The sequence below is a fragment of the Streptomyces sp. NBC_01294 genome (genome assembly GCF_035917235.1).
GTDB classification, from domain to species: Bacteria; Actinomycetota; Actinomycetes; order Streptomycetales; family Streptomycetaceae; genus Streptomyces; species Streptomyces caledonius.
This window is the reverse complement of sequence record NZ_CP108423.1, coordinates 7285729-7309378: the sequence shown is the minus strand read 5'-3', so window position 1 is coordinate 7309378 and position 23650 is coordinate 7285729. Positions and strand designations below refer to the sequence as shown.

General features: G+C 72.5%; 26 protein-coding genes. 12 read left to right on the top strand and 14 right to left on the bottom strand.

The window, feature by feature from the left end:
- Positions 1 to 2 precede the first annotated feature (2 nt).
- Positions 3 to 380, bottom strand: coding sequence for a TlpA family protein disulfide reductase (locus OG534_RS33080; RefSeq protein ID WP_442807184.1), 378 nt, complete (start codon positions 378 to 380; stop codon positions 3 to 5).
- A gap of 234 nt (positions 381 to 614) precedes the next feature.
- Between OG534_RS33080 and OG534_RS33075 the strand changes: the two genes are divergently transcribed.
- Positions 615 to 1337: a lysophospholipid acyltransferase family protein gene (locus OG534_RS33075; protein WP_326592994.1), complete on the top strand. Its 723-nt coding sequence runs from the start codon at positions 615 to 617 to the stop codon at positions 1335 to 1337.
- 95 nt (positions 1338 to 1432) lie between these two features.
- Here OG534_RS33075 and OG534_RS33070 read toward each other — a convergent pair whose 3' ends face one another.
- Positions 1433 to 2632 (bottom strand): alginate lyase family protein, encoded by a 1200-nt coding sequence (locus OG534_RS33070; protein ID WP_326592992.1) that lies wholly within the window; start codon positions 2630 to 2632, stop codon positions 1433 to 1435.
- Positions 2633 to 2797: 165 nt separating this feature from the next.
- Positions 2798 to 3358, bottom strand: a complete 561-nt coding sequence (locus tag OG534_RS33065) for a CGNR zinc finger domain-containing protein (RefSeq protein ID WP_326592990.1) — start codon at positions 3356 to 3358, stop codon at positions 2798 to 2800.
- 81 nt (positions 3359 to 3439) lie between these two features.
- Between OG534_RS33065 and OG534_RS33060 the strand changes: the two genes are divergently transcribed.
- Positions 3440 to 4693, top strand: coding sequence for an MFS transporter (locus OG534_RS33060; RefSeq protein ID WP_326592989.1), 1254 nt, complete (start codon positions 3440 to 3442; stop codon positions 4691 to 4693).
- Here the strand turns inward: OG534_RS33060 and OG534_RS33055 are convergent.
- From OG534_RS33055 to OG534_RS33035, 5 genes are all read right to left on the bottom strand, one after another.
- Positions 4629 to 5228 carry a transglutaminase-like domain-containing protein gene (locus OG534_RS33055; RefSeq protein WP_326592987.1) on the bottom strand — a complete coding sequence of 200 codons (600 nt, stop codon included), beginning with the start codon at positions 5226 to 5228 and terminating at the stop codon, positions 4629 to 4631. The genes OG534_RS33060 and OG534_RS33055 overlap by 65 nt on opposite strands.
- Positions 5229 to 5305: 77 nt before the next feature.
- Complete coding sequence (locus tag OG534_RS33050; RefSeq protein ID WP_442807183.1) at positions 5306 to 6400, bottom strand: threonine aldolase family protein; 1095 nt, start codon at positions 6398 to 6400, stop codon at positions 5306 to 5308.
- On the bottom strand, positions 6379 to 7140 hold the full coding sequence (locus OG534_RS33045) for an SDR family oxidoreductase (protein ID WP_326592984.1): 762 nt from the start codon (positions 7138 to 7140) through the stop codon (positions 6379 to 6381). Before OG534_RS33045 ends, OG534_RS33050 begins: the two co-directional genes overlap by 22 nt.
- Positions 7141 to 7166: 26 nt before the next feature.
- Positions 7167 to 8573, bottom strand: a complete 1407-nt coding sequence (locus OG534_RS33040; protein WP_326592983.1) for a DUF6421 family protein — start codon at positions 8571 to 8573, stop codon at positions 7167 to 7169.
- A gap of 236 nt (positions 8574 to 8809) precedes the next feature.
- Positions 8810 to 9931 carry an LLM class flavin-dependent oxidoreductase gene (locus OG534_RS33035; RefSeq protein ID WP_326592981.1) on the bottom strand — a complete coding sequence of 374 codons (1122 nt, stop codon included), beginning with the start codon at positions 9929 to 9931 and terminating at the stop codon, positions 8810 to 8812.
- Between the two features lie 49 nt (positions 9932 to 9980).
- Between OG534_RS33035 and OG534_RS33030 the strand changes: the two genes are divergently transcribed.
- Together OG534_RS33030 and OG534_RS33025 are read left to right on the top strand one after the other, a co-directional pair.
- Positions 9981 to 10649, top strand: coding sequence for a PadR family transcriptional regulator (locus OG534_RS33030; RefSeq protein ID WP_326592979.1), 669 nt, complete (start codon positions 9981 to 9983; stop codon positions 10647 to 10649).
- Positions 10650 to 10872: 223 nt separating this feature from the next.
- Positions 10873 to 11532, top strand: coding sequence for a glycerophosphodiester phosphodiesterase (locus tag OG534_RS33025; protein ID WP_326592977.1), 660 nt, complete (start codon positions 10873 to 10875; stop codon positions 11530 to 11532).
- Positions 11533 to 11545: 13 nt separating this feature from the next.
- Here the strand turns inward: OG534_RS33025 and OG534_RS33020 are convergent, their stop codons facing one another.
- Positions 11546 to 12085: a GNAT family N-acetyltransferase gene (locus OG534_RS33020; RefSeq protein ID WP_326592976.1), complete on the bottom strand. Its 540-nt coding sequence runs from the start codon at positions 12083 to 12085 to the stop codon at positions 11546 to 11548.
- Positions 12086 to 12216: 131 nt separating this feature from the next.
- Between OG534_RS33020 and OG534_RS33015 the strand changes: the two genes are divergently transcribed.
- The 3 genes from OG534_RS33015 to OG534_RS33005 all read left to right on the top strand — a co-directional run bounded on the left by OG534_RS33015 (position 12217) and on the right by OG534_RS33005 (position 14532).
- Positions 12217 to 12750, top strand: coding sequence for a DUF5134 domain-containing protein (locus tag OG534_RS33015; RefSeq protein ID WP_326592974.1), 534 nt, complete (start codon positions 12217 to 12219; stop codon positions 12748 to 12750).
- 80 nt (positions 12751 to 12830) lie between these two features.
- Positions 12831 to 13772, top strand: a complete 942-nt coding sequence (locus tag OG534_RS33010) for a M56 family metallopeptidase (protein ID WP_326592973.1) — start codon at positions 12831 to 12833, stop codon at positions 13770 to 13772.
- A gap of 112 nt (positions 13773 to 13884) precedes the next feature.
- Positions 13885 to 14532: a phosphatase PAP2 family protein gene (locus OG534_RS33005; protein WP_326592971.1), complete on the top strand. Its 648-nt coding sequence runs from the start codon at positions 13885 to 13887 to the stop codon at positions 14530 to 14532.
- A 112-nt stretch (positions 14533 to 14644) separates the two neighbouring features.
- On the opposite strand, the gene OG534_RS33000 is transcribed toward OG534_RS33005, so the two are convergent.
- A complete protein-coding gene (locus OG534_RS33000) occupies positions 14645 to 15292 on the bottom strand; it encodes a hypothetical protein (protein WP_326592970.1) in 648 nt (215 codons plus the stop codon).
- 79 nt (positions 15293 to 15371) lie between these two features.
- Here OG534_RS33000 and OG534_RS32995 point away from each other — a divergent pair, with 79 nt between their 5' ends.
- Entirely contained in the window at positions 15372 to 15698 is a 327-nt protein-coding gene (locus tag OG534_RS32995; RefSeq protein WP_326592969.1) for a hypothetical protein, read from the top strand.
- A gap of 140 nt (positions 15699 to 15838) precedes the next feature.
- A complete protein-coding gene (locus OG534_RS32990) occupies positions 15839 to 16498 on the top strand; it encodes a TetR/AcrR family transcriptional regulator (RefSeq protein WP_326592968.1) in 660 nt (219 codons plus the stop codon).
- Here OG534_RS32990 and OG534_RS32985 read toward each other — a convergent pair.
- On the bottom strand, positions 16489 to 17973 hold the full coding sequence (locus OG534_RS32985; RefSeq protein ID WP_326592967.1) for an LVIVD repeat-containing protein: 1485 nt from the start codon (positions 17971 to 17973) through the stop codon (positions 16489 to 16491). The two genes, OG534_RS32990 and OG534_RS32985, sit on opposite strands and share 10 nt — an antisense overlap.
- Positions 17974 to 18048: 75 nt before the next feature.
- Here OG534_RS32985 and OG534_RS32980 point away from each other — a divergent pair, with 75 nt between their 5' ends.
- Genes OG534_RS32980 through OG534_RS32970 form a run of 3 tightly spaced genes read left to right on the top strand, consistent with a single transcriptional unit; the run spans position 18049 to position 20584 of the window.
- Positions 18049 to 18753 (top strand): DUF305 domain-containing protein, encoded by a 705-nt coding sequence (locus OG534_RS32980; protein ID WP_442807182.1) that lies wholly within the window; start codon positions 18049 to 18051, stop codon positions 18751 to 18753.
- A gap of 52 nt (positions 18754 to 18805) precedes the next feature.
- Positions 18806 to 20164 (top strand): FAD-dependent oxidoreductase, encoded by a 1359-nt coding sequence (locus OG534_RS32975; protein ID WP_326592966.1) that lies wholly within the window; start codon positions 18806 to 18808, stop codon positions 20162 to 20164.
- 12 nt (positions 20165 to 20176) lie between these two features.
- On the top strand, positions 20177 to 20584 hold the full coding sequence (locus OG534_RS32970) for a hypothetical protein (protein ID WP_326592965.1): 408 nt from the start codon (positions 20177 to 20179) through the stop codon (positions 20582 to 20584).
- A gap of 14 nt (positions 20585 to 20598) precedes the next feature.
- On the opposite strand, the gene OG534_RS32965 is transcribed toward OG534_RS32970, so the two are convergent.
- The 3 genes from OG534_RS32965 to OG534_RS32955 all read right to left on the bottom strand — a co-directional run bounded on the left by OG534_RS32965 (position 20599) and on the right by OG534_RS32955 (position 23622).
- Entirely contained in the window at positions 20599 to 20964 is a 366-nt protein-coding gene (locus OG534_RS32965; protein ID WP_326592963.1) for an ArsR/SmtB family transcription factor, read from the bottom strand.
- Positions 20965 to 21104: 140 nt separating this feature from the next.
- A complete protein-coding gene (locus tag OG534_RS32960; protein ID WP_326592962.1) occupies positions 21105 to 22214 on the bottom strand; it encodes an NADH:flavin oxidoreductase/NADH oxidase in 1110 nt (369 codons plus the stop codon).
- Positions 22215 to 22293: 79 nt separating this feature from the next.
- Positions 22294 to 23622, bottom strand: a complete 1329-nt coding sequence (locus OG534_RS32955) for a wax ester/triacylglycerol synthase family O-acyltransferase (RefSeq protein ID WP_326592960.1) — start codon at positions 23620 to 23622, stop codon at positions 22294 to 22296.
- Between the last annotated feature and the right edge of the window lie 28 nt (positions 23623 to 23650).

The window sequence follows — 23650 nt, the reverse complement described above, 5'->3', positions numbered from 1 at the left end:
CGTCATACGGCGGCCCCCAGAGCGGCGATCACATCCACCTTGCGCGGCATCCCGGCCGCCCGCCGCACGATCCGGCCCGCCGAGTCCAGGACGAGCACGGTCGGGGTCTTCTCGATCCCGAGGGCACGCACCAGGTCGAGCCGGTCCTCGGCGTCGATCTCGATGTGCGCGACCCCCTCGACCATCGCCGCGACCTCGGCAAGGATCCGCCGGGTGGCCCGGCAGGGCTGGCAGAACGCGCTGGAGAACTGCACCAGGCTGGCCCGCTCCCCCGGCTCCGCGCCCAGTTCGGCGGCGCCCAGGCGTGGCCGAGCACCGTCCGGCCCGTCCTCCGGCCGGTCGTCCCGCCCCTCGTCCCGCCCCTCGTCCCGCCCGAGCACCCGCGCTCCCGTCGCCGCCTTCGTGTACGTACGTCATCCTCGTACGCTCGTCCGTGCACCGAAGCACCCGCAGGGCCCGTGACATTCCCGGCGTGACGAGAATCTCCCCTGCCACGGGCCTCTGGACTGGCCAGCAGCCCTCGTATGGGGCACGATCCCCATGGTCGCGTACCTACGCTTCCGTAACTTCCGGCCGGGAGAACCTCCCCAGGCAGAAAGCGGGGTCTCCCCACCATGGCTGAGCTCGTCTACCCTCCCGTGATCGGCGCCGCGCACGGACTCTTCCGCGCGCTCGACATCCGCATCGACATGAAGGGCACCGAGAACATCCCCCGCAAGGGCGGTGCGGTCCTCGTGTCGAACCACATCGGATACCTCGACTTCATCTTCGCCGGCCTGACGGCGCGGCCCCAGAAGCGCCTGGTGCGCTTCATGGCGAAGGAGTCGGTGTTCCGGCACAAGGTGTCCGGGCCGCTGATGCGCGCGATGAAGCACATCCCCGTGGACCGCAAGCAGGGTGAGGCCGCCTACCAGCACGCCCTGGACTCCCTGCGGGCCGGCGAGATCATCGGCGTCTTCCCGGAAGCGACCATCTCCCAGTCCTTCACCCTGAAGAGCTTCAAGTCGGGTGCGGCGCGCATGGCGCAGGAGGCCGGGGTCCCGCTGATCCCGGTGGCGCTGTGGGGCACCCAGCGGCTGTGGACCAAGGGCCGCCCGAAGAACCTCAAGCGCAGCCACATCCCCGTGACGATGCGGGTGGGCGAGCCGATGGACGCTCCCACCGACCAGTACGCCGGCGCCATCACGCGCCGCGTGCGCGACCGCGTGCAGGAGCTGCTGGACGCCGCCCAGCGCGCCTACCCGGACAAGCCCAAGGACGCCACCGACTCGTGGTGGCTGCCGGCCCACCTGGGCGGCACCGCGCCGACGGCGGCCGAGGTCCGCGACGCGGGCTGACCGCCACACGCCTTGTACACGCGACGGCGATCGGTGACGGCCTCCAGGACCCCGCCGGGTCCTGGAGGCCGTCACCGATCCGCGGTGGAACCGGCTCAGTTGGGGTTCTCGGCGTGGGTCAGGGTCTCCCATGCCTCGAAGTGGTTCTCGGTGCCCGCCGGGCGCCGGCCCTCGGTGAGCCTGCGGGTGTTGTCCATGGTGATGCCGAGCCGGGTGTGCAGGGCGTTGTAGCCGACCTCGGTGGCCGGGCCGATGCCCTTGGTCAGGTTGCCGCCGCACAGCCAGGAGGGCACGGGCGCGCCGAGTTCGTACGTGGCGTGGAAGCCCAGCGCGTGCCGGAACCGGTCCTTGAACTGCGGGTAGAGGTCACGGCCCTGGATCCGCGAGGTCTCGGCGACGTGCATGGTCGCGGCGATGCCCATGCCGGTGTGGCCGAAGTCGCGGCAGGTCTCCTGCGCGAGGCCGTCCACGAAGGTGCTCTGGCCGTGCCAGTAGTCGATCAGCTCGCCGCGGGTGTCGATGGACGAGCGCGGCGGATACGCGGGCTGCGCGCCGTCGGAGGCCAGGTAGAAGTAGGCGGGGACGCGGCCGAGGTAGATGGCCATCGCCTTGTCGTAGCTCGCGCGGTCGTCGAGGTGGACCGAGATCCCGACGGCCGCGTCCATCATGATCAGTTCCCAGTTGCCGTTGCTGTTCGGCCGCCCGTTGATCACCTCGGGCAGGTAGACGTCGCGCAGCATGGTCGCGAAGCGCCCCTGGTTCGGCCAGCCGCCGGTGTAGGTGTGCTTGATGATCTCGGCGGCGCGCGGCCAGGTCGAGCCCGCCCAGCCGCTCTGCAGCGGCGCGTTGCTGTTGGTGTGGTCCTTGATCTTCGCGGACCAGGCGTCCATCAGCTCGATCGACTTCTTCGCGTACCGGGCGTCCCGGGTCATGTACCAGGCGAGCGCGTGGCTGTAGGCGGCGATGGCGTCCTCGCGCTCATCGGTACAGCCGATGTTCGGGTTCGAGTACGAGCCGCACTCGACGACCTCGCGCGGCTTGGGCGTACGCGACAGCGAGGCGTACCTGCCGGCCAGCATCTGATCGTAGGCCGCCTTCCACGGCTGCCGGCCGGCCTGTACCTGCGTGCGTACGAAGTCCAGTTGGGCGCGGCTGCTGAGGACTCCGGGGTGGGCGAACGGTGCGGGGGCGGCTGCGGTTCGGGGGGGTTCTGCGACTGCGGCAGGGGTGGGGGCGAGGGCCGCGACCAGCCCGAGGGCGAGGGCGGCCAGCCCGGCGGGAACTCCGTAACGCATCGAGCGCCTTCCGGTCGGAGGTGGGGGGTCCGGTGGTCCGGGGGTCTCCGTGGGGGGATTCCGCAGCCGAATCTACTCATGCCCATGTCAATCTGACAACGTTGTCCGACAGGAAACTTTCCTATTGGCCACATCCCCACCCCGGCACGACACCGCCCGAGCGGCTCAGCCCTCGGCTTCCGCACGCCTGCGGCGCCGGTGGGCCGCGACGCGGGCGCGCGTGGCGCAGCTGGTGGAGCAGTGACGGCGCACGCTGCCCGGCCCGGTGGCGAGGAAGAACCGCCCGCAGCCCTCGGCGGCGCAGGCTCCCCAGGCGATCCGCCCGTACTCGGTGAGCAGCTGGGCGAGCGCGAGGGCGCCCGAGGCGAGGAACCAGTCGCCCCAGCCGCCCCCTTCGCCCCGGTCGGCGTGCAGGTGCCACGGGTGGCCGTCGTGGCGGGTGAGCCGGGGCCGGGTGCCGTACTCCTCGAACAGCGAATTGAGGGCTTCGGCGGCGCGGTCCTCGTCGCGCTCGCCGAGCACCGCCGCCATCCGCCGGGCCGCGGCGCGCAACTCGGCGGCGCCCGCCTCGGGGAACGCCTCCTCGGTGAGGCCGGCGGGGCGCTCCCCGTGCCCGGCGAGCAGCTCCGCGAGGTCGGCGCGCGGCAGTTCGGGGTTCACGCGGACCGCCTCGGCGAGGTCGATCAGCCGCCGGGCCGCCGAGAAGCCCTCCCGGGAGTCCACCATGCCCGGATCCTTTCCCTGTACACACGCATGACGTAACGTCTTGTGCGGTTATCGCGTTACATAGTACCGGGGAGGGGTCGCATGGGCGGGTTCGGGCGGTACCTGGCGGCGGCGCTGGCCGCGCGGATCGCCTCGGAGGGGATGGGCATGGCCGTCGTGCTGCTCGCCCTGGAGCGCACCGGGAGCGCGGCGCACGGGGCGTTCGTCCTGACGGCCTGGCTGGCCCCGCACGTCCTGGCGGCCCCCCTCGCGGGCGCAGCCGCGGCCCGGACCCGTCGGCCGCGGCTGTTCCACGTCGGCGCCCTGGCCGGGTTCACGGCGGCCGTGGCGGCGCTGACCGTACTGCTCGGCCGGGCCCCGACGCCGCTGGTGCTCGCGGTGGCGGTGCTCGGCGGCACTTGCGGGCCGATGGTGACGGGCGGACTGTCCAGCCTGGTCACGGGCCTGGTTGCGGCGGGCCCCGGGCGCGACCGCGCATACGGCTGGGACGCCGCCACCTACAACGCAGCGGCGGTCACCGCACCGGCGGCGGTCGGCCTGGTCGCGGCGCTCGGCTCGGCCGGGCCCGCGATGGCCGTCCTGGCGGCCTCGGGCACCCTGGCAGCGGCGCTGGCGGCGACCCTCCCGTACGAGGACCCGGGCGCGGGCCGGGCCGCCGGCGCGCCCCGGGCCGGGATGGCCGCGGGCCTCCACGCGCTGTGGCGGGTCCGCGAACTGCGGGCCGTCACCTCGGCCACGACCCTGGCCTTCGTCGGCATCGGCTCGCTCACCACCACCTCGGTCCTGCTGGCCGCGGAACTCGGCAGTCCGGGCGCCGGGGGCGTGCTGATGACGGCCTTCGCGGTGGGGGCGCTGGCCGGCTCGCTGACGCTGGGCCGGATCACGTCCGTGGCGCCCGGCCGGCTGGCCCGGTGGGCGCTGGCCGGGACCGGCGCGGCCCTCGCCGCGGCCGCCCTCGCGCCCTCCTTCGCGCCTTCCGTCGCCGTGACGGCGGTGCTGTTCGCGGTGGCGGGGGTGTGCGACGGGCCGCTGCTCACGGCCACGCTGCGGATCCGCTCGGAGTACGCACCGGACGGGGCCCGGACGCAGGTGTTCACCCTGGGTGCGGGGTTGAAGCTGACGGCCGCGTCGGTCGGGGCGGCCGTGGTGGGGCTCGCGGCCGACGCCCCTGCGGCGGCGCTGCTGACCGGGATCGCCGCGCTGCTGCTCGCGGCCGCGCTGCTGCACGTCCTGGTGGCGCCGCGCGGGCCCCGGGCGGCCGCGGGTGCGGTCACAGCTCCGTCGGCAGCCGCCGCCACAGCTCCGGCCGGTCGGCGGACTCCTGGAGGGCCCTGAGCGCGGCCGGGTGCGGGGCGGCGTACAGCTCGGGGTGGTCGATCTCGCCGAGTTCCGGCCTTACGGGGAAGGCCAGTTGCTCGCGGTCGAGGTCGAACCGGGCGTCCACGCCGGGTTTGTTGCCGCGCGGGTCCAGGCGCGCCCACCGGTCGCTGCCGGGCAGCCGCAGGGCGATCAGGCCGTGGACGAGGTGGTTCGTGCCGTCGTCATCGGCCAGCCGCTGGTAGCAGAGGCCGGCCGGGACACCTTGGGCCCGCAACAGGGCGACGAGGGCGTGGGACTTGGCGTAGCAGATTCCGTTGCGCGTGCTCAGGACGTCCGAGGCGCGCCAGGCGACCCGCTCGTCCCCGAAATCGGCCGAGTGCGGGATGGTGTCGCGGACGAACTCGAAGGCGACCTTGGCGTATGAATATGCGTCACCGGTGGTGGACCAGAGGGCGTCCGCGGTGTCCTGCACCAGGGGATGCCAGTGGTCGATGGCTGTATCCGAAGTCAAATAGGCGTGGATGTCAGGGTTCTGCTGGATCAGCTGCATGGCCCGGAGCATAGGCATGCCCCCGACCGTGAATCAATAGATTTACAGTCGAGGGCATATCTATGCAGCTATGGGGTCTAGCGCGACAGCTCTTCCTTCAGTGCCTGGAGGAAGCCGTCCACATCCTCTTCCTGGGTGTCGAAACCGCACATCCAGCGGACGTCACCCGCGGCCTCGTCCCAGAAGTAGAAGCGGTAGCGCTCCTGCAGCCGGCGCGACACCGCGTGCGGCAGCCGCGCGAACACCGCGTTCGCCTGCACCGGGTAAAGGATCTCCACGCCGTCCGTCTCGCGCACTCCCGCGGCGAGCCGCTGCGCCATCGCGTTGGAGTGCCGGGCGTTGCGCAGCCACAGGTCCTTGGCGAGCAGCGCCTCCAGCTGCACCGACACGAAGCGCATCTTGGACGCGAGCTGCATCGACATCTTGCGGATGTGCTTCATCTGCCGGACCGCGTCCGGGTTGAGCACGACCACGGCCTCGCCGAACATCATGCCGTTCTTGGTGCCGCCGTACGACAGCACGTCCACGCCGACCGCATTGGTGAAGGCGCGCATCGGCACGTCGAGCGAGGCCGCGGCGTTGGCTATCCGGGCGCCGTCGAGGTGGACCTTCATGCCGAGCCCGTGGGCGTGCTCGCAGATCGCCCGGATCTCGTCCGGGGTGTAGACCGTGCCCAGCTCGGTGTTCTGGGTGATCGACACGACCTGCGGCATCGCCCGGTGCTCGTCCTCGAAGCCCCAGGCCTCCTGGTCGATCAGCTCGGGGGTGAGCTTGCCGTCCGGGGTCGGGACGCTGAGCAGCTTGAGGCCCGCCATCCGCTCCGGAGCGCCGCCCTCGTCCACGTTGATGTGGGCGCTCTTGGCGCAGATCACCGCACCCCAGCGGTCCGTCATCGCCTGGAGGGCGGTGACGTTCGCGCCGGTGCCGTTGAAGACCGGGAAGGCCTCCGCGTACGGTCCGAAGTGGCTGCGGATGATCTTCTGCAGGTGCTCGGTGTACTCGTCCTCGCCGTAGGCGACCTGGTGGCCGCCGTTGGCGAGCGCGACGGCAGCCAGGATCTCCGGGTGCACGCCCGCATAGTTGTCGCTCGCGAAACCGCGCACCGCCGGATCGTGGTGGCGCCGGGCATCGGTCTTCCCGGCATCGGTTCTCACGGTTGCGGAGTGAGCCACAGACGCTGTCCGTTCACATCGATGGCGGGCCGCTCCCAGACGCCGGCGATGGCCTCGGCCAGCTCCGTCACGTCGGTGAAGCCCGCGAACTTCGCATTGGGACGCTCGGCGCGCATCGCGTCGTGCACCAGTGCCTTGATGACCAGGATCGCAGCTGCCGCCCCCGGGCCCTCGTCACCCCCCACCTTGCGGAAGGAGTCGGCCATGGCCAGGGTCCAGGCCTCGGCGGCCGCCTTGCCCGCGTTGTACGCGGCGTTGTTGGCGACCGGCTTGTGCGCGCCGGACTGGCTGACCAGGACGTAGCGCCCGCGGTCGCTGCGCAGCAGTCCGTCGTGGAAAGCGAGGGAGGTGTGCTGGACCGTGCGGATGAGGAGCTTCTCCAGGAAGTCCCAGTCCGCGAGGTCGACGTCGGTGAAGGTCTTGCTGCCGCGCCAGCCGCCGACGAGGTGGACCAGCCCGTCGATCCGGCCGAACTCCTTCTCGGTCTGCTCGGCCCAGGCCTTGGTGGCGGCCAGGTCGAGCAGGTCCACGGTGTCACCGGTGATGGTGGCGCCGCCGTGGGCGTAGCGTGCCGCGTCCACGGCCTCTGCGAGCCGCGCCGGATCGGCGTCGGACGCGATGACCACGGCACCCGCCTCGGCGAGGCGGAGCAGGGTGGCGCGGCCGGCGGGCCCGCCGGCCCCGGCCACCGCCACCACCGCTCCGTGCAGCTTTCCGTTGCCGTTCCCGGAGCCGTTCATCTGTGCAGCCTCCTGTGGGCGAGCGCTCACGCGGCGACTCGCTCGGCCTGTTCTGCATTCAGGGCGGTGATGCCCTTCGTGGAGGCGATCACTCCCTTGAGCTTCTTGGCGAGCGCCTCAAAGAACATGCTGAGCGGAAACTCGTCCGGAAGCACGTCGTCCACGAGCTTGCGCGGCGGCTGCGTCATGTCGAGGGCGTCGGGACCCTTCGCCCACTTGGAACCCGGGTGCGGGGCGAGGTAGGCCGAGACGAGCTCGTAGGCCTTGAACCAGTGGACCAGCTTCGGGCGGTCGATGCCGGCCCGGTAGAGGTCCTCGATCTCGGCGCACAGCTGGTTGGTGACCTGCGGGGCGCGCATCCAGTCGATCTTCAGCTTGTTGTCCGTCCAGCGCACGACGTCGTGCTTGTGGAGGTACGCGAAGAGCAGCTGGCCGCCGAGTCCGTCGTAGTTGCGGTTGCGGTCGCCGGAGACCGGGAAGCGGAACATCCGGTCGAAGAGGACGGCGTACTGCACGTCACGGCCGTGCTCGTTGCCCTCGGACTCCAGCTTCACGGCCTCCTTGAAGGCGGTGAGGTCGCAGCGCAGCTCCTCCAGGCCGTACATCCAGAACGGCTGGCGCTGCTTGATCATGAAGGGGTCGAACGGCAGGTCGCCGTGGCTGTGGGTGCGGTCGTGGACCATGTCCCACAGGACGAAGGCCTTCTCGCAGCGCTCCTGGTCGGTGACCATGGCGGCGATGTCGGCGGGCAGCTCCAGCCCGAGGATGTCGACGGCTGCCGTGGTGACCTTGCGGAAGCGCGCGGCCTCGCGGTCACAGAAGATGCCGCCCCAGGTGAAGCGCTCGGGGGCCTCGCGCACGGCGATGGTCTCCGGGAACAGCACCGCGGAGTGGGTGTCGTAGCCCGCGGTGAAGTCCTCGAAGGTGATGCCGAGGAAGAGCGGGTTGTCGTACCGGGTGCGCTCCAGCTCGGCGAGCCACTCGGGCCACACCATCTTGAGCGCGACGGCCTCGAAGTTGCGGTCCGGGTTGCCGTTCTGCGTGTACATCGGGAAGACGACGAGGTGCTGGAGGCCGTCGGCGCGCTCGGCGGCCGGGCGGAAGGCCAGCAGCGAGTCGAGGAAGTCCGGCACCTGGAAGTCGCCGGCGGCCCACTTGCGCAGGTCGCCGACGAGGGCCTGGTGGTAATCGGTGGCGTGCGGGAGCAGCGGGGAGAGCGTCTCGACGGCGCGGATCACGCGCCCGACGGCGGCCTCGGCGGTGTGCCGGGCCGGGGCCCCCTCGGCCTCGAAGTCGATGGAGCCGTCCTTGGACTGCCAGGGCCGGATCTCCTCCACGGCGGCCTTGAGCTCGGGCCACGCAGGGTGGTCGACCACCCGTGCCTCGGCGGTTATCACGGCCCCGCCGGTACCCGGCACAAGAGTTTCCGTCATGTCACTTCCTCCACAGGAGAACCTCACGTCAACACAGCGTATGGGTGTGAGGCTCTTCCGCTCAAGAGGCATCTCAGGAAATTATCCTGCGGCACCCCCCGCTTCACCGGAAGTCTTCCCGTTGGCCAGGGTGGAACGGATGGCTCCGCCCAGTCGCGCCAAGGCCTCCCCCGCCCGCGGCCGTCCGCCCGCCCGGTCACCGCGGGCGGGGGCGGCGCGAGCGACGGAGGCGGACATCACAACGCGCGGAAGTACGGAATGACCTTTTCGCCCCACTGCCGCAGGGTTTCCAGGCAGGCCTCCTGCTCCACGGTGCCCATCTGGATCAGGCACATGATCTCGTCCGCCCCCGCGTCCCTGAGTCGCTCCACGTAGGCGATGGCGTCGTCGGCGGTCCCGTAGGCGTGGTCGGCGTTGAAGGTGGCCGTCGAGGTGGGCCGGACCGGGATGTCCAGCTCGTGCAGCCGGGCCACCACCTGCTCGGCGGCCCTGCGCATCTCCGCGTCCTCGTCGGCGCCCGCGACCACGGCCTCGTCCGGGACGCCGGCCCCGCCGTACCAGTGGCCGATGGACTGGGCGAAGAAGCGCTGCCCGCGGGTGCCGATCCGGCGCGCCTCCTCCCGGTCGTCGAGCACGATGGTCGGGCACAGGACAGAGAAGTGGTCGTTGACCACGCTGGAGACGAACCGGCTTCCGTCCCGCCCGGCGACCGCCGTGTCGTAGACGGAGCGCATCCGCGCGATCGACTCGGGCCCGGCGAAGCCCATCACCAGCGCCCCGATCCCCAGCTCGGCCGCCTGGACCAGGGTCTCGCCCCGGCTGCACGCCAGGAACAGCGGCGGATGCGGGGTCTGCCGCGGCCGCGGCAGGATCGGGTGCGGATCGATGTCGATGAGCTCGCCGTGGTACTCCAGTTCCTCCTCCTGCCAAGCCCGGCCGATGATCCGCAGAGCCTCCTCGACCTCCGCCGTGGTGCGCTCCCGGTCCACCCCGCACAGCGAGGTCTCCTGCTCGGTGCCGCCGCGCCCGGCGCCGAGGTCGAGCCGTCCTCCCGACAGCAGGTCGAGCATGGCGGCCCGCTCGGCGACCCGGACCGGGTGGTTGAAGTTGAAGGGCATGCACACGACGCCGTGGCCGATGCGTATGGTGCTGGTCTTGGCGGCGACCCAGGTCAGAAAGATCTCCGGGGCGCTCATGTGTGCGTACCACTTGAGGGAGTGGTGCTCGACCGCCCAGATCCGGTCGAAGCCCATGCGTTCGGCCAGCACGGCCTGCTCGACGCAGTCGCGGATGACCTGGTGTTCCCGCTCGGCGGTCGGATCGGCCAGCTGAGCCTCGAAGATCACGGAGAATTTCACGGTGCCTCCAGGGTTGCGTCGCGTGCCCGGTCTTACTTCAATTCGTAATATGACTAGTAGTCATGAGACGAAGAAGCAAGAGCTTCCGCCGACCGCGTGGGCCGTTCTCGGCCTGCTCTCCTTCCCCGGCGAGCGGACCGGCTACGAGCTGAAGAAGTGGGCGGACTCCTCGCTGCGCTTCTTCTACTGGTCGCCGGCCATCAGCCAGATCTACGCCGAGCTGCGCCGCCTGGAGGAACTCGGATACGCGGCCTCCGCGCGCTCGGGCCCCGAGGAGGCGCGGGCCAAGCGGCGCTACGCCATCACCGGCGCGGGCCGCGAGGCCCTCTCCGGCTGGGCCGCCGACACCGCGGAGGCCGGGCCCCCGGTGCTCAAGCACGGCCTGCTGCTGCGGATCTGGCTCGGCCACCTGGCCGAGCCCGAGCGGCTGCGCGCGATGGTCGGCGAGCACCTGGAGCGCACCCGGGGCGAACTGGCCGCCGTACGGGAGGCCATGGAGCACGCGGGCGGCGTACCGGAATGGGCCTTCCCGGCGCTCGCGCTGCGCTGGAGCGAGCGGCAGCACCTGGCCGAACTGGAGCTGGGAGAAGCCCTGCTCGGCGATCTGGAGGGGCTCGAAGGGGCCCCGCCGGTCGCACCGGCCGCCGAGTCCGACCCGGGATCGGAGCGCGGGAGCGGGCCCCGTCAAGCCGACGGGGACTCGCCCACGCCCGGGTGATGCGGCAGGCCCGGCACCGGCCGCCGCGGGGCGCACAACCCCGGCGTGAAGCGGCCGGAGCGCCCCGCCAGGGCGCTGCACGGACGGTCCCTTCGCACCCCCGGCGCACTAGCATGCGTCCTCATCGCGCGCGGCCGGTCGGGACACCGCGACCGCGCGGGGAGCCGCCGTCGACGGAAGCGAGAGAACCTTGACTTTCCTCACCATCGGTCACCGCGGGGTCATGGGTGTCGAACCGGAGAACACCCTGCGGTCGTATCTTCGAGCGGAACGTTCCGGCATGGACGCCATCGCCCTGGACCTCCGGCTGAGCAAGGACGGCGTCCTCGTCGCCGTGCACGACCCCGAGGTGGACCGGACCACCGACGGTTCGGGGGCCGTCGCCGATCTGACCCTGGCCGAACTGCGCGAACTGGACGCCGGTCAGGGCGAGCGCGTGCCGGTCTTCGAGGAGGTCCTGGACGCCGTCCGGTCGCCGCTCCAGGCGGCCGTCGCCGACCGGGCCGCCGCCACGGTGCTCGCGGAGCTGATCCTGCGCCGCGACCTGACCGCCCGGGTGGAGGTGGCCTCCGCCCACGAGGCGGTGCTCGCCGAGGCGGCCCGGCTGGTGCCGGGCGTGCGGACCGTCCTGTACGCGTCGCCCCTCGCCGACGACGCCGAGGGCGTCGTGGACCGGGCCCTGGCCGCCGGTGCGGGAACCCTCGCCGTGGACATCCGCCTGCTCACCCTGGAGACCGTGGAGGCGGCGCACGCGGCGGGCCTGCGGGTGACCGGCCGCGCGGTCGACACCCTGGACCAGTTGCGGCTCGCGCGGGCGCTCGGGCTGGACGGCGCGACCACGGACTACCCGGAGGTCCGCAGCACCGGCCGCTTCACCGCCTGACGGGTCCGCGGCCTCAGAGCGTCTTGACGAGCAGCTCGAAGGCCAGGTCGTCGCGGAGCGGGACGCCGAAGCGCTCGTCGCCGTAGGGGAAGGGGCTCAGTTCGCCGGTGCGCCGGTATCCGCGGCGCACGTAGTAGGCGATGAGCTCCTCCCGTACGTTCACCACCGTCATCCTCATCTCCCGGGCGGCCCACGTCTCGCGGGCCCTGCGCTCGGCCTCGGCCAGGATCTCCTTGCCGAGGCCGGCGCCCTGGAGTCCGGGCCGGACCGCGAACATGCCGAAGTAGGCGTGGTTCCCCCGGTGTTCGAGCTGGCAGCAGGCGACGAGTTCGCCCGCGCGCTCGACGACGAGCAGGACGCCGTCCGGGCCGTCGATGACCGCGCGGACCCCCTCGGGGTCCGTGCGCTGCCCGTCCAGGACGTCGGCCTCGGTGGTCCAGCCGGCCCGGCTGACCTCTCCGCGGTAGGCGGACTCGACGAGCGCCACCAGTTCCGGTACGTCCGCCTCCACGGCGCTGCGGAAACTCAGGGCGGCGTGCTGGGCGGTCGACATCGGACACTCCGTTCGGTGCGGCGGCATGCGGCATGCCTGGTGCGGCAGGGAGAGCGTATCCCGGGGCCGCGTGAGCGCCGTGTGAGAGGGGCATCCCTCCTCGTGACGCCGACGAACCGGGAGGTTCCGCCGTGCACGGTTCCGCCACGTCCCTTTCCGCCTCCGTCTCCGCCTGGCTGCTCGTGCTGCTGTGCGCGGTCAGCGGTGCGTACTGCCTGCGGCGGGTGCGCGGATCGGGCGCCGCCGCCGGGGAGGCGGTGATGGGGTTCGGCATGGCGCTGATGGCCGTGCCCCTCGGGCGCGGCGACGGGTGGCGGGTTCCCGTACTGGCGGTGGTCTTCTGCGGCGCGGCCCTGCACGCCCTGTGGCTGCTGCGGGGCGGGACGCACCACGTGCACCACCTGGTGGGCTCCCTGACGATGGTCTACATGACCCTGTCGGCGGGGTCCGGGCAGCACGGTCAGGGGGCGGGGCTGCCGCTGCTCACCGGGGCGCTCCTCCTCTACTACGCCGGGTACGTGGTGCTCGGCGGGTCCCGGCTGATCGCCGCGGGCGGACCGGCCGCGCAGCCGGCGGCCGTCGGCCGGGGCGGGCCGGTGGAGTTCATCCGCGCCTGCCGACTGGCCATGGGAATGGGGATGTTGGCCATGCTGCTCACGATGTGACGGAACTCGCGGACGTGTCCTGCGTCACCAATGCCCCGAGGTCGTACCCGCAGGTAGTCCCGCGCTCATAGGCTGGCGGCATGATGGTCCCCGCCGCACTCCTGTTGCTCGGCGCCCTGACCGCGGTGCTCGCACCCCGTCTGCTGGCCCGGGCCCGATGGCCCGAGCGCGAACCCGTCGTGGCCCTGTGGGTGTGGCAGTGCGTGGTCGCCGCGGTGCTCCTGTGCTTCGGGCTGTCCATGCTGCTGAGCGCGGCCGCCGCCTGGCAGGCGGTCCGGGGCCGGCTCTTCGCCGCCGCCCCGCACGGGGTGATCGACGCCTACGCGCTGGGCGCGTCCGGCGGTCCCTGGGCCGCCGGCACCGCGCTGCTGCTGGCGGGCGGCGCGCTGTGGACCGGGGCGATGCTGACCGGGGAGGTGCTGCGGGCGCGCGCCCGGCGGCGGGCGCAGGGCAGCGAACTGCTGGTGCGGGCCCCGCTGCTGCCCGGGGAGGACCCCGCGGGCGCGCGGCTCGTCGTACTGGAGGGTCCGCGGCCGGACGCCTGGTGGCTGCCGGGGGCGGCTCCGCAGCTGGTCGTCACGACGGCGGCGCTGGGCCGGCTGAAGGGCAGCCAGCTGGACGCCGTGCTGGCACACGAGCAGGGGCACGCGGCGGCCCGGCACGACTGGCTGCTGCACTGCTCGCGGGCGCTGTCCCGGGGGTTCCCGCAGGTGCCGGTCTTCGCGGCCTTCGAGGCAGAGATGCACCGGCTGGTGGAACTGGCCGCGGACGACGTGGCCTCGCGGCGCTACGGCCGCCTGACGATCGCGCTGGCGCTGGTCGGACTCAACGAGGACCGCGGGGTGTTCGGGACGTCCTCGACCGAGCACGCGCACGTCCCGCAGCGGGTGCGCAGGCTGCTGTCGGCCGCGCCCCGCCTGTCGCCAGGCCGCCGGCTGCGGCTGACGGCGCTGGCCGCGCTGGTCCCGGCGGTTCCGCTGCTGGTGGCCTTCGTACCGGGACTGAGCGCCCTGGCGGCCTAGGCCGGATCCGGGCGCGGCCGGTCCGGACACGACCGGTCCGGGCGCGGCCGACGCGCACCGGGGCACGGACCTGCGGCGCGGACCTGCGGGGTGGCGGTGCGAGGATCCCCCCATGCGGAACAATCCCCTGCGCTGGGCGGGCATCCTCGGTCTGCTGCTCGCGACGGTCCTGACGGCGCTGGTGGTGGCGGGGTGGCGGCCTCTCCTGTCCTACGACGACCGGGTCGCCCGGGACCTGCACGCGCACGCCGTCGCCCACCCCGGGGTCACGCACGCCATGAAGGTGCTCACCGACTGGGTGTGGGACCCGTGGACCATGCGGGCGCTGGCCTTCATCGCCTGCGTCCTGTTGTGGTGGCGGGGCGACCGGGAGCGGGCGCTGCGGGTGGCGCTGGTCACGGTGGTCGCCACGGCGGTGCAGCAGGGACTGAAGGCACTGGTGGGGCGGGAGCGCCCGGTGTGGTCGGATCCGGTGGACTCGGCCCAGTACTTGGCCTACCCCTCCGGCCACGCCCTGACGGCGACGGTGGTGTGCGGGCTGCTCCTGTGGCTGCTCCCCCACCCGGCCCCGGCGTGGGCGCCGTTCGCCTGGGCCCTGGCCGCGGTCTCGGTCCTCGGGGTCGGCTTCACCCGCGTCTACCTCGGGGTGCACTGGCTGTCGGACGTGGTGGCCGGCTGGCTCCTGGGGGTGGCCCTGGTGGCCCTCGCAACGTCCGGATCCGACCGCCGACGCAGATCCGACGCTCCACGCCGCGCCTGAACCGGCGAACCGGCACCGGCACGGGCACGGGCACGGGCGCAGCGTGCCTACGGGACATCCGCCCTTGAGGCCGAGCGGCGTACACGCCCCAACGTTTCTCCGGTGAACCCGATCAGCCGGCCGGGCGAACTGCCGTGCAGATCTGCCCCGCTGATACCGACCCCCATCGTGCAACCGTGACGCGAGCGAGGGAGGCCTGATGGCGGACGCGACGGGTGGGCCACCGGTTGACGATCCATGGCTGAGCCGAACGAGACGGTGGTTCCGCGTCCAGATGCCGTTCAGTGCTTCTCGTGCAGAGATGGGCCCCTGGGAGCAGAAAGAAGGGCTGCGGGCGAGGATCTCCGAGCTGCAGGCGATCCTGGACGCCCTGCTCCAACGGGCGCTGGCCGACCCGGAGCGGCGTGACCTGGCGCCGGGTTACGCGGCGAAGGCCCACGAGGAACTCCGGCACGCCCTGTCCGTGCTGGAACACCACTCGCACCCGCGCGTGCGCCGGGCGGCCCACCTCGGCGTCGCCCAGTCGCACGTCGATGCGGCTCTCAATCTCATGGTCTGGGTGGCCTCCGGCGACGACATCAAGGCGCTGCTCCCCCAGATGCTGGCGCTCATCGACGAGCACTTCGCTGCCGGCGACCTCCGGCGGATCCGCGCGACAGAGCTTGCGCGCAAGATCGAGCACGACGAGCTGGAAGCGGACGCGACCTCCGCCGAGCTCACCCCCAGCGAGCGTGCCTTCCTCGCCGAGACGGTCAGCCACGCCAGACGACTGCTCCGGAGGGAAACTCTCCGCGACCACACGATCGTACGACTACCTCGTCATCGAGATCATCGGCGTCGTGGCCGCGGGCATCGCATCCGCGGCAACCCTGAGGAGGATCAGAGGGACGGCGCTGCCGTACAACGTGCCGGTCGTACTGGCGCTCCTGAAGCTGCCGACCGGGGCCCTCACGGCTCCGCTGGGACTGCTGCTCATGCGCGGCGGCTTCGTCCCGGGTCTCAGCGCTCTCGACTCCACGGCTCAGATCATCGCGTGGGCCATCATCTTCGGTTACTCCCAGCAGCTGTTCACCAAGTTCGTGGACAGCCAGGGACAAGCCGTTCTGGACGCCGTCCGCGGGCCGAACGGCCTGCCTGCGACCGCCAGCCCCGAGGCCAGGCCGTGACCCGAGGCAACTGCCGAGTGCCTGCGCCGCGGCTGACCTGTCGTGGAGTACCTGCTCTGGGCGATCCCCCGTGTCACCCAGAGCAGGCGACCTCGTGCGCTGAGTATATTGGCTCTGAGCCAGTCAACGCAGGAGTAAGCATGTCCCCGCGCAGCGCATCGGTCAATGAAGAATTGCGCAGACGTTCCCGGGAGCGGCTGCTCCAGTCCACTGTCGAGCTCGTCGCCGAGCGCGGCTACGAGGCCACGACGCTCGGCGACATCGCCGACCGGGCCGGTGCGGCGCGCGGGCTCGTCTCGTACTACTTCCCGGGCAAGCGGCAGTTGCTGCAGTCCGCGGTGCATCGGTTGATGCACCTCACGCTGCAGGCCGCCCTGGAGCGTGAGCCCCGCAGCGAGGACGGGCGGGAGCGGCTCGCGCGCGCCATCGACGCCATCCTCGGGCTGGCCCGGGACCACCCGCTGCTGATGCGGACGCACATGGCGGGCATCCTCACGGCCGAGGGCTTCGTGCAGTGTCCGGAACAGCAGCGACTGGCGGAGCTGCTGCGGGACACCGTCGCCCGCTACGGCTCCGCGGACGTGGACGCGGACTATCCGCTGCTGCGGGCGCTGCTGATGGGCGCGGTCGTGGCGATCCTGCTGCCCGGCGCCCCGATGCCGGGGGCCCGGCTGCGGGCCGAGCTGTTCCAGCGCTACGGACTGGACTGGGAGCTCGGTGTTCCGCCGGACGGCGGGCCGCCGCCCGACGGAACGTTTCCCTCAACCGTGCGACCCCAAGGGGCCGGCGATCAGCGGTAGTCGGGCTGGCTCTGCACGTTGAGCCGGTCCATCCACACCCACTTGGCGCTCTCGGTGCGCCAGTCGTCCAGCCGCAGCACGTCGAGGCCCTTGGCGATGTCGTTCGAGTAGATGTGGCCGTTGTAGTAGTACGCCGACCAGGACCCGCCGAGTCCGATCCGGTCCGTCGACAGCGGGCCGCGCTCGAAGTAGGCGATCTCCTTGGGCCGGGCGGAATCGGTGAACTCCCACACCGAGACGCCGCCTTGGTACCAGGCCTGCACCATGATGTCGCGGCCGCCGCCGACCGGGATCAGCGAGCCGTTGTGGGCCACGCAGTTCTCGGTGTCGGCCTGGTGGCGCGGGATCTTGAAGTAGCTGCGGAAGGCGAGCTTGCGCTGGTCTCCGCGGCCGGTGATGTCGTAGATCCCGTCGGCTCCGCGGTAGGGACCGGTGGCCTCGTTGCAGGTGGCGCCGCCGCCTCCGCCGAGTTCGTCCGTGAACACCACTTTGTCCGCCCGCTCGTTGAAGGTGGCCGAGTGCCAGAACGCGAAGTTCACGTTGTCCTGGACCCGGTCGATGACCCTCGGCTGCTCGGGCCTGCTGATGTCGAAGAGGATGCCGTCACCCATGCAGGCGCCGGCGGCCAGCTTCCTGGACGGCAGCACGGTGATGTCGTGGCAGCCGGTGGTCTTGGAGACGCCGGGGTTGGTGGGCCCGCCCGGGTTGCCGCCGTCGGGGAAGAGGATCGGGAAGGCGACGACCGCGGCGTTCGCCGGCGCCTTCTTCGGGACCTTCACCACGGAGATGCCGTCGTGCGGCGGCTTGCAGTCGGGGAAGGCCTCGTTCGGGGAGTACGAGGCGACGTAGAGGTAGATGTCGCGGCCGTCCGGCACCAGGGTGTGGGTGTGGGAGCCGCAGGCGGTCTCGACGGACTTGATGTACTTGGGGTTCTTCTTGTCCTTGATGTCGAAGATCTTGATGCCCTCCCACGAGGACTTCTCCGTCGCGGGCTGCGAGACGCTGCTGCAGGAGTCGTCGCTGCGCGAGGAGTCGGTGGAGAGGAAGAGCAGGTCACCGTAGACGGAGATGTCGTTCTGGCCACCGGGGCACAGCACGTGGGAGACGGTCTTCGGTGCCTTCGGGTTGGCGATGTCGTAGATCGTGAAGCCGTTGTAGTTGCCCGCGTAGGCGTACCGGCCCTGGAAGGCCAGGTCCGAGTTGACCGCCGTGGGGTCGCTGCTGGGGATGTTGGCCAGGACTTTGATGTTGCGGCTGTGCACGATCTCGTCCTGGCCGGGGATGTCGCCCGGGGCGAGTTCCCTGCCCTCGACGGGGCCGGCGTTCTGCTGGTTGCCCTGGCCCGGCGCCAGGTCGCCCGGGTCGGGGGTGGCGGCCGCCGGTCCGGCTGTCAGCAGCGTGGTGAGGAGCCCGGCCGCGGCGACGGCCACCCCCACCCTCCTGTTCCGCACTCTCCTGGTGTGTAACGAGGTCACTGTGCCTCCCATGGGAGCCCGATCGGTTCCGACCGCAGGGGAACGGAACCTGGACCCCGGCAGTATCTTCCCTTCATGGACATGGCAAAAGCCCGCAGGGTCCGCGAGAAGTTGGGAACGATGCCGGGACGGTGTGCCGCGGCGTTGGCGGCCGCCGGCCTCCTGCTGACGCTCGCCGGCTGCCAGGGGGACGGCGGGTCCGACCGGGCCGACGACGGACAGGCCGTGATCGTCGCACCGGGCAGACCGGGCGAGAAGTCACGCACGCTCACGCCCGAACAGGCGGCGAAGGCGAAACCCGACGACAGCCCGAACGCCGCCGACCACGCCTACGTGCAGCGCATGATCGAACACCACCGGCAGGCCCTGACGATGAGCGCGCTGGCCCCGCAGCGGGCCGCGGCCGACGGGGTCAAGCGCCTGGCGGATCGGATCACGGCCGCGCAGAAGCCCGAAATCGGGGCGATGCAGAAGTGGTTGGCCCGCCATCCGACGCCGTCCGCGGGATCCGGCGGGCACGGTCAGGGCCACGACCAGGGTCACGACCACGGTGCGATGCCGGGCATGGCGACCGAGCAGCAGCTCAAGGAGCTGACCGAGGCGAAGGGGGCCGACTTCGACCGGCTCTTCCTGAAGCTGATGACCGCCCACCACGAGGGCGCCCTGACGATGGCCGGCGAAGCGCTGGCCGGGGGCAACAACGTCGCCGTCGAGGAGATGGCCAACGAGGTGGTGGCCACCCAGAGCGCCGAGATCCACCGGATGCGCGCGATGGGCTGACGACTGAGGGGGCCGGTGTCATGCTGGGACCACCTGCGGGAGGAGCTCCGCCGTGCTTCGTGTCGCCGTCGTCGGATCGGGCCCCAGTGGGGTCTACGCGGCCCAGACGCTGGTCCAGCAGCGCGAGGTGCCCGGAGTGCGGGTCGACGTACTGGACCGGCTGCCCGCTCCGTACGGGCTCGTACGCTACGGGGTCGCCCCGGACCACGAGAAGATCAAGTCGCTGCAGGGCAACCTGCGCACCGTGCTGGAGGACGAGCGCGTCCGCTTCCTCGGGAACGTCGAGGTCGGCGGCGAGGAGCTGTCCACGCAGCGGCTGCTGGAGCTCTACCACGCGGTCGTGTACTGCGTGGGCGCGGCGCGGGACCGGCTGCTGGGGATCCCCGGCGAGGAGCTGGCCGGCGTGCACTCCGCGACGGCCTTCGTGTCCTGGTACAGCGGTCATCCGGATGCCGCCGCCGAGGCCTTCGGCCTGACCGGGGTGGACGCGGCGGTGGTGGTCGGGGCGGGCAACGTCGCGGTGGACGTGACGCGGATCCTGGCCCGGGGCACGGCCGAACTGGCGCCGACGGACATGCCGCAGCCGGCGCTGGGCGCGCTCGCGGACAGCGGGGTGCGCAGGGTGGCGATGGTCGCCCGGCGCGGACCCTCGCAGGGCAAGTTCACCACCAAGGAGCTGCGGGAGCTGGGCACGCTGCCGGGCGTGGACGCCTGGTCGGACCCCGCCGAGCTGGCGCTCGACCCCCTGTACGACGACCCGGGCGCGGCCGCCGCGCTGCCGGCGGTGGCGCGGCGGAACCTGGAGGTGCTGCGCGGCTGGGCCGGGGCGGGCCCGGGCGGGGCGGCGCGCCGCATCGCGCTGCGGTTCTACCTGCGTCCGGTGGAGATCCTGGGCGGACCCGACGGCCGGGTCACCGCGATGCGCTTCGAGCGGACCGCCCCGGACGGCAGCGGCGGGGTGACCGGGACCGGGGTCTACGAGGACATCGAGGCGCAGCTGGTGCTGCGCTCTGTGGGGTACAAGGGCGTCCCGCTGGCCGGGCTGCCCTTCGATCCGGTGAAGGGCACGGTCCCGCACGCGGCGGGCCGGGTGCTGCGCGCGGGCCGGGCCTCGGTCGGCGAGTACGTGGCGGGCTGGATCAAACGCGGCCCGACCGGGGTGATCGGCACGAACCGGCCGTGCGCCAAGGAGACCGCGTCCTCGCTGCTCCAGGACGCGGGGGTGCTGGCCCGGCGCGAGCTGCCCGGCGACCCGCTGGACGCCCTGCGGGCGGCGGGCGTGCATCCGGTGGAGTGGCCGGGCTGGCTGGCCATCGAGGCGGCCGAGGCCGATCTGGGGCGCTCCCTGGGCCGCCACTCCGTCAAGATCCCGGACTGGCCCGGTCTGTTGGGCGCCGCGGGGCTCGCTTAGAGTGCTGCGGTGATGCGCGGAAGAATTCTGGTACTCGCGGTGACCGTGGCGGCCTGCACCGCACTGTCGGGGTGCACGGACGAGGGAGGTGGCGGGCGCACCGCGCCGGCACCGGGCCCCACCGTGACGGGTACGGTCGCGCCCCCGGACGCGGCGGCCCTCGCCGAGCGTTACCGGAAGGCGGGCGGGGACGCCGACGTGTACGGCATCGAGCAGGTCCCCGGGCCGGACGGGGCGGCGCCCCTGATCGTCGTCCGCACCCACAACCCGGACACGGACGACGCCTTGTTCAAGAGGCAGGCGATGTCCGTCACCGCGTACCTGACGCTCAGCGAGGGCGTCCGGCTGCCCGACGGCTACCGCATGGACGTCTTCGGCCCGGACGGCGGCCTGCTCCACCGCTGGGACACCACGCCCTAGGTCAACGGCTCAGGTCAACGGCTCAGGCCGGCGGCCTCGGACAGCCGTGCCGTCTCGGCCCCGGCCGCCGTGAGGACGCTGTCGAGGAGGCCGGGGAAGAGGGCCTCCAGGTCGTCCCGGCGCAGGGCGTTGAGCTTGGTGGTGCCCCGGTAGGCCTGGCGTACGACACCGCTCTCGCGCAGGACGCGGAAGTGGTGGGTGGTCGTGGACTTGGTCACCGGCAGGTCGAAGTGCGAGCAGGACAGGTCTGCGGCCGAGGCGGCCAGGTCCAGGACGATGGACAGCCGCACCGGGTCGGAGAGCGCGTGCAGCACGCCCTCCAGGCGGATCTCGGCCGTCTCGGGGTGGGCGAGGGTGCGAGCCGTGTCCCGTTCCGTCATGTCCCTGCTCCACTCAGTCGGCTTGGCTCCCTGCCCCCATCGTACGAGATTCGTCGAAGGAACCCTCGCACGCTCGGACATCGCGCGAAACGGGGGTGCGGCGCGGCTCCGGCCCGCGGGGCGCCGGAGCCGCGGCGCCGTCACCAGGAGCGCTGGTACTGCCCGGGCGTACGGATCTCCGCGCCCAGCTCGTCGGCCGCGCGGCGGGCCCAGTACGGGTCGCGCAGCAGCTCCCGGCCCAGCAGGACCGCGTCCGCCTCGCCGTTGGCGAGGATCTTCTCGGCCTGCTGCGGTTCGGTGATCAGGCCGACGGCGGCCACCGGGAGGGTCGTCTCGTTCTTGACCCGGGCGGCGAACGGCACCTGGTAGCCGGGGCCGACCGGGATGTTCGCGCCGGGGGCCAGGCCGCCGGTCGAGACGTCGAGGAGGTCCACGCCGTGTTCCCGGAGCAGTCCGGCCAGGCGCACCGTCTCGTCGCCGGTCCAGCCGTCCTCCTCCAGCCAGTCGGTGGCGGAGATCCGGAAGAACAGCGGGAGCTCCTCGGGCCACACCGCCCGTACGGCGTCCACGACGTCGAGGGCGAAGCGGGTCCGGTTCTCGAAGGAGCCGCCGTAGGCGTCGGTGCGCTTGTTGCTGTGCGGGGAGAGGAACTCCCCGATGAGGTAGCCGTGGGCGCCGTGGATCTCGACGACCTCGTAGCCCGCCGCGAGCGCGCGTTCGGCGGCGGCCGCGAACTGGCGCGTGATCTCGGCGATCTCATCGACCGTCAGCTCGTGCGGAACCGGGTGGCCCTCGGCGAACGGCAGGGCGCTCGGGGCGGCCGGCCGCCAGCCGTGCGCCTCGGGTCCGACCGGGCCGCCGCCCGTCCAGGGCCGGTCGGTGGAGGCCTTGCGGCCGGCGTGGCCGATCTGGATGCCGGGGACGGTCCCCCGGGCCTTGAGGAAGGAGGTGATCCGGCGCAGGGCCTCGACCTGGGTGTCGTTCCAGATGCCGAGGTCGTACGGGGAGATCCGGCCTTCCGGGGAGACGGCGGTGGCCTCCTGGATGATCAGGCCGGTGCCGCCGACGGCGCGGGCGGCGTAGTGCGCGAAGTGCCACTCGTGGGCCACGCCCGCGTTCGGCCCGAAGGCCTCGGCGCTGTACTGGCACATCGGGGCCATCCACACGCGGTTCGGGATGGTGACCGAGCGCAGGGTGTAGGGCGCGAACAGGGCGGTGAACGCAGCAGGGACGGCGGGTGCAGCACTCATCAGGACTCTCCAGATGTCACCGGGCGCGCCGGGATCGACGCCTAAGTACGAGATTCACCATACTACGAATTCCCTCGTACTACGAGACTTCTCGTACAAGCGCGTCGAGCTCCGCGCGCAGCGCCCCGGCCAGCACGGCCAGGTCCGGGACGGCGGCGGCGTCGGCGACCAGGCCGTAGTGGACGGTCCCCTTGTACGTGGAGACGGCGACGGCCAGCGACTGGCCTCGGGCCAGCGGGGCGAAGGGATAGACCTCGCGGACCCGGCTGCCGCCGAGGGAGAAGGTCAGGCCGGGCAGCGGGACGCTCGTGACCAGGATGTCGAAGAGCAGCCGGGCCGCCTGGGCGACGAGCGGGCCGCCGAGCCGGTGGCCGAGCGGGTGGACGTGGTCGGCGAGCAGGGCGACGGCTCCCGCGCCGCGGGCGGGGCCGGCGTCCTTGTTGCGGTCCATGGCCGCCCGGACCCGGTCCAGGCGCAGCAGCGGGTCGCGCTCGGCGAGCGGCAGCCGCAGCAGGTAGCCGGAGAGCCGGTTCCCGCCGCCGGCTCCGGGCCTGCCCCGGCGCGAGACGGGAATCAGGGCGCGGGGGCCCGGCCCGGCGGGCGCGGGATCGCCCCGCTCCTCCAGCCAGCGCCGCAGCGCCCCGGCGACCACGGAGATGAGCACGTCGTTGACGGTGCCGCCGGCCGCTTTGCGGACCAGGTTGACCTCGTCCAGGTCGAGGGCGAGACCGGCGACGGTCCGGGCCCCCGGACCGTCCGGGTCCGCCGTGAGGGCGGCGGGAACCCCGAGCGGCAGTCCCGCGCGGGCCACGGCGGCGCCGATCTCCAGGGCCTGGCCGACGTCCTGGACCCGGGCGGCGAGGGCCCCGGGGAGCCGGCGCAGCGCGGAGCCGGCCGCCCGCTGCTCGGGGACCGGGCGCGCGGGCGTCCGCAGGGCCGGTCCCTCGTCGAACAGGGTGGCCGCCAGGGCGAGCGCGCCCAGGCCGTCGGCGAGGGCGTGGTGGAACTTGAAGAGCACCGCGAAGGAGTCCGGGTCCGGCCCGGCCAGCACGTGCGCCTCCCACGGCGGGAGCTCCCGGTCCAGCGGCCGGGCCATCAGCGGCCCGGCGGCGGCGTGCGGGTCGGCGCAGTCCGTACGGACGAGGAACACGTGCCGCGCGGGGTCGAAGCCGGGGTCCGGCGTCCAGGCGGCCGCGCCGACCGGCAGCAGCACGTCGCGGATCCGGCGGCGCAGCCCCGGTACGGACGCGCAGCGGGCGGCGAGCAGTTCGGCGGCGTGCTCGGCGGCGCCGGAGCCGCCGCGCGGCGCGGCGCTGAAGACGGCCAGGGCGCCGAGGTGCATGGGGTGGTCGGCGGATTCGATCCGCCAGAAGGCGAGGTCGAGCGGGGACAGGCGCTCGGTGGCCACATAAGTCCTCTCGGGTGCGGCAGTAGTG

Coding starts and splice junctions, on each gene's coding strand:
- OG534_RS33075 (WP_326592994.1), top strand. CDS start 615: ATGGCTGAGCTCGTCTACCCTCCCGTGATCGGCGCCGCGCACGGACTC.
- OG534_RS33070 (WP_326592992.1), bottom strand. CDS start 2,632: ATGCGTTACGGAGTTCCCGCCGGGCTGGCCGCCCTCGCCCTCGGGCTG.
- OG534_RS33065 (WP_326592990.1), bottom strand. CDS start 3,358: ATGGTGGACTCCCGGGAGGGCTTCTCGGCGGCCCGGCGGCTGATCGAC.
- OG534_RS33060 (WP_326592989.1), top strand. CDS start 3,440: ATGGGCGGGTTCGGGCGGTACCTGGCGGCGGCGCTGGCCGCGCGGATC.
- OG534_RS33055 (WP_326592987.1), bottom strand. CDS start 5,228: ATGCAGCTGATCCAGCAGAACCCTGACATCCACGCCTATTTGACTTCG.
- OG534_RS33045 (WP_326592984.1), bottom strand. CDS start 7,140: ATGAACGGCTCCGGGAACGGCAACGGAAAGCTGCACGGAGCGGTGGTG.
- OG534_RS33040 (WP_326592983.1), bottom strand. CDS start 8,573: ATGACGGAAACTCTTGTGCCGGGTACCGGCGGGGCCGTGATAACCGCC.
- OG534_RS33030 (WP_326592979.1), top strand. CDS start 9,981: ATGACTAGTAGTCATGAGACGAAGAAGCAAGAGCTTCCGCCGACCGCG.
- OG534_RS33025 (WP_326592977.1), top strand. CDS start 10,873: ATGGGTGTCGAACCGGAGAACACCCTGCGGTCGTATCTTCGAGCGGAA.
- OG534_RS33020 (WP_326592976.1), bottom strand. CDS start 12,085: ATGTCGACCGCCCAGCACGCCGCCCTGAGTTTCCGCAGCGCCGTGGAG.
- OG534_RS33010 (WP_326592973.1), top strand. CDS start 12,831: ATGATGGTCCCCGCCGCACTCCTGTTGCTCGGCGCCCTGACCGCGGTG.
- OG534_RS33005 (WP_326592971.1), top strand. CDS start 13,885: ATGCGGAACAATCCCCTGCGCTGGGCGGGCATCCTCGGTCTGCTGCTC.
- OG534_RS32990 (WP_326592968.1), top strand. CDS start 15,839: ATGTCCCCGCGCAGCGCATCGGTCAATGAAGAATTGCGCAGACGTTCC.
- OG534_RS32980 (WP_442807182.1), top strand. CDS start 18,049: ATGGACATGGCAAAAGCCCGCAGGGTCCGCGAGAAGTTGGGAACGATG.
- OG534_RS32970 (WP_326592965.1), top strand. CDS start 20,177: ATGCGCGGAAGAATTCTGGTACTCGCGGTGACCGTGGCGGCCTGCACC.
- OG534_RS32965 (WP_326592963.1), bottom strand. CDS start 20,964: ATGACGGAACGGGACACGGCTCGCACCCTCGCCCACCCCGAGACGGCC.
- OG534_RS32960 (WP_326592962.1), bottom strand. CDS start 22,214: ATGAGTGCTGCACCCGCCGTCCCTGCTGCGTTCACCGCCCTGTTCGCG.